Annotated in this window: 7 protein-coding genes and 2 pseudogenes; 7 read left to right on the top strand and 2 right to left on the bottom strand. The window is 35.1% G+C overall.

The features are described 5' to 3' along the window. Positions 1-321: pseudogene (locus ACFINL_RS08660) on the bottom strand (hypothetical protein); the annotation flags it as partial. Between the two features lie 53 nt (positions 322-374). Further along, positions 375-524, bottom strand: a pseudogene (locus tag ACFINL_RS08655) (DUF3987 domain-containing protein); the annotation flags it as partial. Positions 525-949: 425 nt separating this feature from the next. Between ACFINL_RS08655 and aepX the strand changes: the two are divergent. From aepX to ACFINL_RS08620, 7 genes are read left to right on the top strand one after another with little or no spacing between them, the layout of a single operon-like run. Beyond that, entirely contained in the window at positions 950-1,858 is a 909-nt protein-coding gene (gene aepX / locus ACFINL_RS08650; RefSeq protein ID WP_375651401.1) for a phosphoenolpyruvate mutase, read from the top strand. A 3-nt stretch (positions 1,859-1,861) separates the two neighbouring features. Continuing rightward, complete coding sequence (aepY, locus tag ACFINL_RS08645) at positions 1,862-2,950, top strand: phosphonopyruvate decarboxylase (protein ID WP_375631692.1); 1,089 nt, start codon at positions 1,862-1,864, stop codon at positions 2,948-2,950. A gap of 7 nt (positions 2,951-2,957) precedes the next feature. Then, entirely contained in the window at positions 2,958-4,049 is a 1,092-nt protein-coding gene (locus ACFINL_RS08640) for a 2-aminoethylphosphonate--pyruvate transaminase (RefSeq protein ID WP_375651400.1), read from the top strand. Further along, positions 4,049-5,260 (top strand): ATP-grasp domain-containing protein, encoded by a 1,212-nt coding sequence (locus tag ACFINL_RS08635; RefSeq protein WP_375631696.1) that lies wholly within the window; start codon positions 4,049-4,051, stop codon positions 5,258-5,260. Before ACFINL_RS08640 ends, ACFINL_RS08635 begins: the two co-directional genes overlap by 1 nt. 4 nt (positions 5,261-5,264) lie before the next feature. Next, the gene (locus tag ACFINL_RS08630) at positions 5,265-6,440 is read left to right on the top strand and encodes an MFS transporter (RefSeq protein ID WP_375631698.1); all 1,176 of its coding nucleotides are present in this window, start codon (positions 5,265-5,267) and stop codon (positions 6,438-6,440) included. Continuing rightward, positions 6,430-8,388 (top strand): FAD/NAD(P)-binding protein, encoded by a 1,959-nt coding sequence (locus tag ACFINL_RS08625; protein ID WP_375651399.1) that lies wholly within the window; start codon positions 6,430-6,432, stop codon positions 8,386-8,388. The genes ACFINL_RS08630 and ACFINL_RS08625 overlap by 11 nt, the downstream gene beginning before the upstream one ends. A 16-nt stretch (positions 8,389-8,404) precedes the next feature. Continuing rightward, positions 8,405-9,640: an ATP-grasp domain-containing protein gene (locus ACFINL_RS08620; RefSeq protein ID WP_375631702.1), complete on the top strand. Its 1,236-nt coding sequence runs from the start codon at positions 8,405-8,407 to the stop codon at positions 9,638-9,640. The last annotated feature ends 1,610 nt before the right edge of the window (positions 9,641-11,250 follow it).

The raw sequence follows: 11,250 nt of genomic DNA, 5'->3' as shown, positions 1-11,250 counted from the left end.
AGCATCATAAGAAACATGCGCATGGTCATAAATATGAGCATCAGCAAGAATGCGGGCACTACCATTCACATGAGCATACCCATAAACATTGCCATAAACATGAGCATTGCTATAGACAAAAGCATGGTCATAAACTTTAGCATATTGAGAGATAAAAGCTTTTCCATAGACCTCAGCATTGCCATAAACTTGACCACAGACTTGAGAAAAATGGCGTATTTTTGCATTTTCATACACTCTTGCATGACCATAGACACAAGCCTCATCATACACCCAGCAATTACCATCATGGGATAGGTTAACTTCCTTTTCAATAAAACCGCTTTCATGGCTGGTGTTTTGTATGTTGACGATTGACCAATGAGAGCACCCCAGAGATTAGGAACAACAATCCAATCATCATGTTGTTTTGGAGCACCACGCACGCCATTGCCAATAACAGCAGCCAAGGCACAGAGAGCAGAGACAGCAATAAAATCGAGCGGGGTTTGTTGACGCTCTGAAACGTCATAAACATAATCCATGAATGGCATTGGGAGCTGTAATAGGTCAAAAGGCTCGACGGGTAAGAGAGCCGTAGCAATCGCTTTTAATTCCCCCAACCATTTTGTTGCAAGGCTTGTTCATAAGGTCTGTCGCAACATTGGGGGCTGGCAAATATAATGATGGTGCCAGCTTGCTTCTTCATAAGCGGAAAGTAAGGTGGTATATGCGCCATCTGCTCTTCACTCAACAAAAAGGAAAGCCTCAAAATTAATAGCTATGAACCTAAACTTATGGGTAAAAATACAGATCAATTATAAGCGCAAACTCTAAAATCAAGTGCTACTCATAAAGGGGTAGCGTCAGAAATAAACAGTTATTATTTTTTATAAAAAATAATGGACAATTTAAGATAATTATGACAAAACATGCGTTAAGATAATGATAACAAAATGCGGGGGACTGTATGAATAATACCAATGTTAAAAAACGACCATTTTTAATCGAAAACGAGATCACTAAATTAATTGATCAACATAAATGTATCAGGGTTCTTGAATCTCATAGTTTTCTTTCTGCTTCTGTAGCTGCAAATGCTGTAATTAGTAACAACCATAGTACAAATGAAAAATATCATGCATTGTGGTCTAGCTCTCTTACAGATTCAACTGTTGATGGCTTACCAGATATTGAAATTCTTCCGCTACCCAATCGTATAGCCAAGGCGAGAGATATTGCTAATAAAGTTTGTCTTCCTCTGATAATAGATGCTGACACGGGCGGCCATCCTGAGCACTTCAAAATTCATGTTAGAGAAATGGAGCTTTCTCATTTGTCTGCTGTAATTATAGAAGACAAAGAAGGATTAAAGAAAAATTCATTACTAGGTAACGATATATTTCAAATTCAGTCATCAGCCGAAGACTTTTGTAAAAAAATTACCGCTGGTGTAGAAACGAGGAGAAAACGAGACTTATTAATCATTGCTAGGATTGAAAGTCTTATCCTTCAACAAGGAATGGATGATGCCCTTAGTAGAGCTTCAGCGTACCTCAAAGCAGGCGCTGATGGTATCATGATTCACAGTCGCCAAAAAACGCCTGATGAAATATTGGAGTTTGCAGCTAGATTTCGTAGCAAATATCCTACAGAAATTCTTGTTTGTGTACCAACAAGTTTTAATGAAATTACATTTCAAGATTTAAAAGCTGCTGGCTTTAATATTGTAATTTATGCAAACCATATGTTGAGAGCATCATATGCAGCTATGCTGTCAGTGGCTCAAGATATTCTGATGTACGGTAGGACTAAAGAAATTGAGAGTAAATGTGTAAACGTTGACACCATTTTGAAAATGATCCCTGGGACAATTTAGGCTATGAATATAGTGAGTAAATTTATTGAGCACGGCATCAGTTTTTTTGCTGGTGTCCCAGATAGTGTGTTAAATGAATTCTGTCAGAATTGCTTATATTTGCCCCAAGATCAACATGTGATTGCAGCCAATGAAGGAAGTGCTATTGGTTTAGCGATTGGTCATTATCTTGCCACTGGGGTGCCGGCAGTAGTTTACATGCAAAATTCTGGCCTTGGTAACGCTATAAATCCTATACTATCAATGGCACATGGTTCTTGTTACTCAATTCCAATTATCTTATTAATTGGTTGGCGCGGAATGCCAGAAACAGCAGATGAACCACAACATAGAAAAACAGGAGTTATCACTCAAGAGTTATTAACATTACTTGATATTGAGTATGCTGTACTTGAAGAAGGGAATGAGCTTACGAGTATAAAGAAAGCTGTTTCTGTAACTCATAACGGCCGTTCATTTGCTATTTTAGTACCACCAAGTAGTTCTAAGGAAAAAATGAAGAGAACCGCTTCTGAATCTCCCATGTCCCGTTTGGATAGCCTTAAAGTCATCTTTGAATATGCTGACAAAAATGATTTATTCGTTGCCTCAACAGGATACACTGCTCGTGAAGTGCTTTTATGTATGAGTGAACGTAAAATGAACACTGATAACCTTCTAATGATTACTGGAGCCATGGGGCATACTTCACAAGTTGCGTGGGGGATAGCCAACCAATTAAGACATAAAAGGGTATGGTGCTTGGAAGGAGATGGATCGTATTTAATGCATTTAGGGGGCGCAACGACCATAGCTACGCGTAATACTAATAATCTGATTCATGTTGTTTTAAATAACGGCCTTCACTCCTCTGTTGGTAACTCACCCATAACGGCACATAAACTTACATTATCCAATATAGCTAAAGCATTCAATATTGACGATTCCATAAGAATTGAAACAAAAAAAGATTTAATTGATGTTCTTCAAAGCATGCATTTGCCAAGATTTATTGAGATAATGATAAATACTCATGAACAAAACAGTCTGCCCCGTCCCTCTAATAACCTAATTGATCTAGGCCATGCTTTCCAAAAAGCATCCAAAAGGTAAAATCACTATGAACGAATTCTCTGAACAGATTTTATTTACTCCAGGCCCAGCCAACCTGTCTGCTTCAGTGCATAAAGCAATGATAATTGATTATGGCTCTAGGACTAATTTATTTGGGAAAATGACTCGTCAAGTAAATTCCTATTTAAATAAAATTGCTCCTGACAGTAATCTTGTTCCTGTAATGTTGCAGGGAAGTGGAACTTATGCCGTTGAAGCTATGATTCAGACCTTGATCCCAAGTGATGAATCATTGCTTATCATTATTAATGGTGCGTATGGAACTCGAATGGTTGCAATCGCAGAAAAAGCAGGTAAGAAGTATGAAAAAATTGAGTTTCCTTACGAGAAAAAGTTATCAAGTTTTGATGTTGAAAGTCATATAAACAATTTCACTGGTAAATATGTGGCGATTGTACATGGAGAAACCACAACCGGGGTAATGAATGATATACTAAGCATTGAACGAGCTACAGCTAGCGCCGACAAATTACTACTTATTGATGCAATGAGTACATTTGGTTCTTACATATGGAAGCTCCCAATCGATAGCTCTGTTGTTTCAGTTGCTGCCTCATCAAATAAAGCTTTAGGCGGGCCACCTGGAATTGGGATAGTCTATGTCCATAAGAGTTACACAAAAAAAAGTTATGCATCATCATTAACACTGGATTTGGTTGACCAGTATGAAAGTTTTCAGCAGACTGGCGAGTGGCGATTCACACCACCAACTCATGTTATGAGTGGTCTATTGGAAGCCTTGAAAGAGTTAGAGCATATGGGTGGTGTCGCTACTCAAATGCAAAGACATATTAATATTAGAAATACAATTGTTGATGTTTATACACGCTTAGGCTTCATGCCACTTTTAGACAAAGGAGACATGGGGCATGCAATTGTAACATTTTTTAGATCAGGATGGGATTCTGATGAAATTAATGAATATGCAGCTTATTTAAACAGTAATGGCTGTGTCATTTATGGCGGTAAAGTTTCAAATAAATCCACTTTCAGAGTAGGTTGTATTGGAACGATTGATAGCAACGCAATCCAACGACTTGAAAGATTAAGCTATCAATATTTGCTAGAGGAAAAGTAATGAATGAACTTATAGTTATTGGAATGTCACGCAATCAAGGCGCACGTTTTTTTGAACAAGCTAAGAAGCGTGGATACAAGATTATACTATTAGAAGAACAGTCATTCTTAGAAAGCAATAAACAATTGGTATCTAATGCCAATAGTACTTTGGTTATTGAATCAAAAAAGCGAGACAAAGCTAGAAATATTATAGAGCTCCTTGGGGACAATCCTCCTCAAAAAATCTTCACATATGATGAATTATCAGTTGAATTAGCCGCAGCTCTAGCTGAGAGTTTAGGGGCTACGACCATAGGAAATGAGGTAGCTGCAATTGTTAAAGACAAAGCTAAGTTACGAGAAATTTTTTCAGCTACTGGCTTACCTCAACCTGTCTCATATATTTGTTCGAGTGAAGAAGATGTTATAAATTTTATAGATTTATCTAATTTTGATAAGTTTATTATAAAACCCAGGCATGGATTAGGAAGCCAAGGCGTTTCATTAATAACTAGCAAAACCGATATTTATAACGCCATATCAAAACTCAACCAAGAAGATAGAAGTGACTTCCTTATAGAAGAATTTATCGAAGGTAAAGAATTTAGTGTAGAAGGTGTGATTGTTAAAGGCAAGCCTATTTTCTTTGGTGTTACTGAAAAAAAAATAATAGATAATGGTACATTTATAGAAGTTGGCCACACGTTTCCTGCCCCTATTACTACACAACTTGAAAAAGAAATTTATGATTCATGGACTAAGGCTATCAATGCTCTTAATTTTAACGTTGGTTTATTCCACGCCGAGTGTTGGGAAACGTCAAACGGCATTGTTCTAGGCGAAATTCATGCTCGTCCAGGAGGAGACTTTATTCATTGGCTCCAAGAATTGGTAACTGGTATAGAAACTTATGGAGCTGGATTGGACTCTCACTTCAATCCAGATAATCTATCTACTGTAACGGTTGAAAAGAATGGCGTTGCTGGCATCAGATATTTTCTCCTACCAGAAGGTGAAATCAAATATATCGGTAATGTAACAGAAGCAGCAGCACATCCATCATGTGTAAGATTAAATATGCCATTGAAAGTAGGCAATAAAATTAATGAGATAAAACATTGGAAAGACCGAGAAGCTGTTGGCTATATGATATGTCACGCTAAAGATCGCAATTCACTAGAAGATGCATTTGATCAAATCGTAAAAATTTTGTCAATAGAAACGTGTTAAATCTATGCAAAAACTTTTTTTTGATTACACCATTTTTGCTTTTGCGTTTTTATCTGTAAACGCTATTTTCCCAGTATATTTCACAGATATACTAGAGATAAATAGTAGTCAAGTTGGCCTCTATTTATTATTTGGTTCATTCGCATCACAAGGTGCACGTATTCTTGGCGCTCCGCTTATTTCTTTACTACCTATAAAAATAGCATATCCTGTCCTTTGTGGTATTGGGGCAATTGGTTACATTATTTTAGCAGTATCATCATCAAGTTTCTTTATATGTTGCGCTTTATTGATGATTGGATTTGGGTATGGAAGCAATAGTATTTATACAAAAGCTGCTTTAGCAGATCCTTCGTTACCTAATACATTGAACTATCGTTATGCAAAATTAAATGTGTGTTTAAACGTATCTGCTGCTATTGGGCCTCTAGTCGCAACATGGCTTTTTAGTACAGTTGAGCCTTTGCTCCCATTTATGATCTCAGCCGCACTAGTTTCAATAGCGGGGTTGGTAGCACTTCGTAGCCACAATAATAAAGTAAGTATATCAAAGCAGAGCAATCTATTAATTACCTTTAAAGCTCATATTTGCAGTCTGCCACTTAATTTAACATTTTTGTTGACAGTTATCATGTGGGCTACTTATGCACAAATATATTCTTCTGTTCCCTTGTTCGTTAACGAGCAATTAGGAGTTTTTCAATGGTTCGGGCTATTATTAACATTAAATGCAATACTGGTTATATTTTTTTCAATCCCGATATCTAAATTTTTTACAAAAATAAATACAACTGAATTCACGCTTTGTGGCATTGGGTTTATCTTATTTGCTTTTTCGTTCATTTCCATGTATTATTTCAATAGCTTATTTATGATTGCAGTCGCTGTAAGTGTTTTTACTTTTGCTGAAATATTAATAATTCCTGCTATTTCCTCAATTCTAATAACATATATACCTGATGGTATGCGTGTAGGTATCCTTAGTTGGAATGCTATAGCAGTTGCTCTTGGTGAAGGCTCGGGAAAATGGATTGGCGTAAATGTTATTGCAAGTTACAGTCAGTTAAAAGGGAATAATCCGTTTCTATTACTAATGCTTCTTCCTCTTTCCGGTATTGTTCTTATTATTACATTTAAGTTTATTTTAAATACAAAAATAGGGGGTACTAATGTCCGTTAAAATCGGTATTATTGGCTGTGGCCTGACGGGTCTTTGTCTTTTAGAGAGAGTTCTAGGTTGGAGAAAAGCTGGTTTCTCTAATGTTAGTAGCGTACATATATTTGACTTACCAAATCGATTTGGTGGAGGCGTTCACTATAGAGGTCAAGCAGTATCTAACCATTTAAATAGAACTGCTGGTCAACTATCATTTGGAGCAGACCACAGTCATAAGATGTTAATTCAGCATATTAATGAAACAACTGCTAATTGGACATTATTCAGCCGTTGCATAGATAAGTACAGCCAAACTAAAGATGATAGATATCTTATCAATGAACAATCTTGGGTTGATAGAAGCCTATTAGGAGAAATCGCCTTTGATGTATTTAATGACATCATATCAACATTACGCAACCTTAGTGTACAGGTTACTATAGTGCCGTCTTATGTTGAAAAAATTACTATTGATGATAGCGAAGTGGTTATTCAAACAAGCTCAGAGTCACTAAGATTATCACACGTAGTTCTGTGTACAGGTCATTCAGAGCAAGATAATAAAGATGAAACCGCTAACTTGTCAATAAACGAAGGCAACAAAGAGGGTGGCTGGTACTTATCAAATATCTTTCCAGTTGAGGGCGGAGAGCTTGAACGTTTTGAGACTGATAGTTCTGTAGCAATTCGAGGGATGGGGCTGGTCTGTTTAGATGCTATATTAAAGCTAACTGAAGGTAGAGGAGGATATTTTTATCGCGATGAAAACTTCCAATTATTGTATAAAAAAAGTGGGTTAGAACCAAAAAAAATTTACCCATTTAGTCGAAATGGTTTTTTTAATTTTGCAAGACCATTTGATGAAAAAATCTATGATCATTCATTAGTTCATACTGCGATTATCTTTAACCATGATTTAATTAAGAGAATGCGGGAATCTAGAGGTAATGAGGTAGGACAATTGGATTTTACGAGGGATATTCTTCCAGCGCTTATTTTAGAGTCAGCTATAATTTATTATTCAACCATTTTTGGCAAAAGATTTATTGATACTAACATCAAATCGATCCAATTTATTATTAATAATCATATAAATACGGTAGGAGAATTAAAAAAGAACCCGCACACATATTTGGCCGATCAACTTAATAATGTGGCTAATGATTTTTTCAAGAGTAATCCAGAGATTGATTACTCAAAAATCAATGATGGATTATATGATGATAAATATTCTCGGTTTGACTCCTTTCGATTCGCATGGTTAGATATTATAGAACCCAAAGCCTCCAAAGACTTTAATGATAAACATCTGAATTCGTTAAGTGCTTTGTATAATGATATTTATGACGCTAAGTTAGGGAATATTAAAAATCCTCGAAAAGCTGCTATTGATGGTGCTTGGCGCGATCTAAGAAATGTTCTACGAAACGCAGTAGAATTTGGTGGTTTAACTGCTGCATCTCATCGCGAATTTGTTGATATCTATTTCCCTTTAATAAATAGAATTACTGTTGGTACTTCTTTAAAAGTGATGGAAAAGATTGCTGCACTTGCCACTGCAAAAATAGTGGACTTATCAGAGTCGAAGGCGCCTAACTTGCAAGCAAAGGGAGGGAAATGGCATTTGGGTAATATACGTTCAATTGATTATCTTGTTAATGCCCGCATACCACGTTTTTCACTTAAAAATAGTCGCAACAATTTACTAAAGACCTGTTTTAAAGATGGAATATTGAGGGAATGGAGTAATGATTTAGTGCCTGATGATATGTATATGCCGGGAGGTGTTGATATTCATCCTATAACCCATGCCTGCGTGTATTCTTCAGGTCAAATTTCTAAGAATGTTTTTATCATTGGCCCACCAACTGAAGGCCCCCATTATTTCAGATCCGCTGCAGTGCGACCTAACACAGCAGATCCGTTACCAATTTATGCAGATAAGATATTGGCTTCAGTGCTTAATATTTGATAGAAGATGTTGAAATATGCGTACTGTACTTTTTATAAATGGCCGTAAAAATCAGATTGAACGCCTTGAACAACATTCAGCAGCCATGAGATTAGATTTAAACGTTGTTAATATAGCTGATGAATGGCCTACTTATCTCAATCAAATTGTAGCTGATTATCGTGTTATTGATACCTCAGATATTGATCTTTCAATCCGTACAGCATTTGAATTAAATGAAATCTATAATTTCATTGGTGTCATATCTTGGTCAGAAAAAGACACTATTCTTCGATCTAAAATAGCTGCCGCCTTAGGACTACCGGGGATGGATCCAAATGATGCTCTAGCGTGTCGGAATAAAGTTGCAATGCGGACACGTCTGGATTCCATAGGGCATGTTAACCCGAAATTTTCTGCTGTACATGATAGAGAAACACTTATGCGAGCAGCGGAATACATTGGTTTTCCATCAGTTCTGAAGCCCGCTGCGGGTTCAGCATCACGTGGTATTTTTATTGTCAATAATACTAGCGAATTGAAACACGCTTTTTTAAAGCTGCAAAATATTATTTCTAAAACATATGATGCTGTTTTTAGTGGTTTCGAAGGTAAAATGATTTTAGAAGAAATGTTAAACGGCCCAGAAATAAGTGTTGAAGGCTTCGTTCATAATAAACAAGTTAGCATTGTTGGGATAACTGATAAATGGGTTTCTTCTCAATTCAAAATCGAAGTTTGTCACGTACATCCTTCAAAAATAAATGGAGCACAAAAGAAAGAAATTTACGATTATTCGAGCCAGGTAGTTGCTGCATTAGGAATTGATAATACTCCATTTCATTTAGAAGCTAAGCTTACACCTAATGGCTTTAAAGTGATTGAATGTGCAGCCCGACCTGCTGGCGATTGTATTACAACTAATGTTTTACCTTTAACTTTACTTGGCCCACATGTAGAAAACTGTATCCGTTCTTATATAGGTGAAGCTCCAATTAAAATTAACAAGCCTAAGTATTATGCTGCATCTAAATTTATTTTCGCTGATAAAAATGGTGTTTTTATAGGTATTTCAAATTTAGATAAAGTTTTAGCCATACCTTATGTTGTTGGAATTCAAATTCATTTGAAAACAGGCGATACTGTATCTATACCACCGAGAGAATTCTTAAACCATCGTGTTATGACATGTCTTTTGCGTGCTACTACTTGGGAAGAAGTTGTATGTTCTAGTAATAAAATTGATGAACTAGTTAAAATATCTATAAATTAATGATATATTTTGGTAGAAACGTAAGAAGTATCATACATAAAAAACTAATAAAGTCAATATGTTGAGTGCAATTATTTTATATGAATCCACTTAAGAATCTATAATTTTATACGTGATTCATTTGACCATTTTTTATATAAGATTGCCATGTATGAATAGACCGTAAAAAGCAAATCATGATGCAAATATTATAACGCATGTGTGTATTCAAATGAGATGAAAAGCCGATATCATTCATAACAGTTTATAAATTTTATGATACGTTTTTATCACAACACAAATCGTATTGTTTAAAAATTTAGTCGTTTGAAATTTTCAATACTATACGTTTAAAGATCACATCTTGTTTTAATGATTGGATTGTTAATCGCATGATAAAAACATAAAATTACAGTTCTCAAAATTGAGAAGCGTAAAATCTAAAGATGTTATCACAACATTAGATTATCCTATAAGAAAGTATCGTTTGAAACTGTCATAAGCTTATAGGTTTTAATTCATAAGGGCGCATAAAGGATTTTGAGAGAAGATTGATTTTAAAGCGCTTACTAAAAATTTAGAAAATGATAGGCAGGTATTATATAGATATTATCATTATAACAGATATGAAGTTCAAAACGTTATATCTTATGATCAAAAGCTTTTTAATGAATATAAAGCAAGAAGGCTATCAAAAAACGTTTTAAAAGTTATTGTTTAAAAATACGAAGCCAAATGGGGTCAATCCAAATTTGGATTGAGAGATTTTAGTCACCCCAAATTTGGAAGCACCTATTGAGACAAGATAAGCAGGTAAACTTCAAAACCATTGTAACATCATAAGGCATGAAATTTTTCTAAATTTTGAGTCAAAAGCGACAGTGTTTAAAGAAGGCTCTATTTTAAAGTTAACGCGCTCGAATTTGAGCTGGTTGATTTTAACGAGCCCCAAAATGGACCGGCTAATTTTTAAAGAAATTAGCTTTTAAAGAAAAGTACAAATACGCTTATGAAAGCTCTTTAAATGCACGTTTAAACGTTTGAAACATAAAATGAGATCTTTATAAGAAACGTTAAAACTTTTTTTTATCACAGTTATAACCTAGTTATCATTTGCTCTTAAGAACGTTTCATTTATGAAAAACGAAGATCTAGATTTCACAGCAGAGCAAAATCTTGAAAACCTTACATTTTATAAAAGCGGTTGTTTTTGTCTTATGAGAGATTGTTTTAAAAACCAATGCTCGTAAATGTAAAAGAACGTTTTTAAAAAGACATTTGTTTAATAAGCATTTTTTTTGATTGGATTGATAAAGCTACCAAGCGTTTTGATAGGTTTGATTTTAGACAACGTGTTAATTGAATTCACTCAGCTCGATTTTGAATTTAATATTTTGAAACGTTTTAAAAGAAGCATTTTGATCATGGGCTTTGTTTTCAATGAATCTCTTTAAAAGATAAAGACGTTATGATTAATACGTTTGAGAGAAACAAAAAGCATTTATAGGCTCTCTCATTCAAATGAGTGATTAAAGATCATATGCATCATTTACGTTCCTTTTGATAAGTTTTCATATCTCTCATAGAGCGCTTGCAATATGATACGTTTTGTATATATGCATTCATTACTC

The sequence above is a fragment of the Bartonella sp. AA78NXGY genome (assembly GCF_042197005.1).
In the GTDB taxonomy this organism is placed as follows: domain Bacteria; phylum Pseudomonadota; class Alphaproteobacteria; order Rhizobiales; family Rhizobiaceae; genus Bartonella.
The sequence above is the reverse complement of the archived record's forward strand: the minus strand, read 5'-3'. Positions and strand labels throughout refer to the sequence as shown.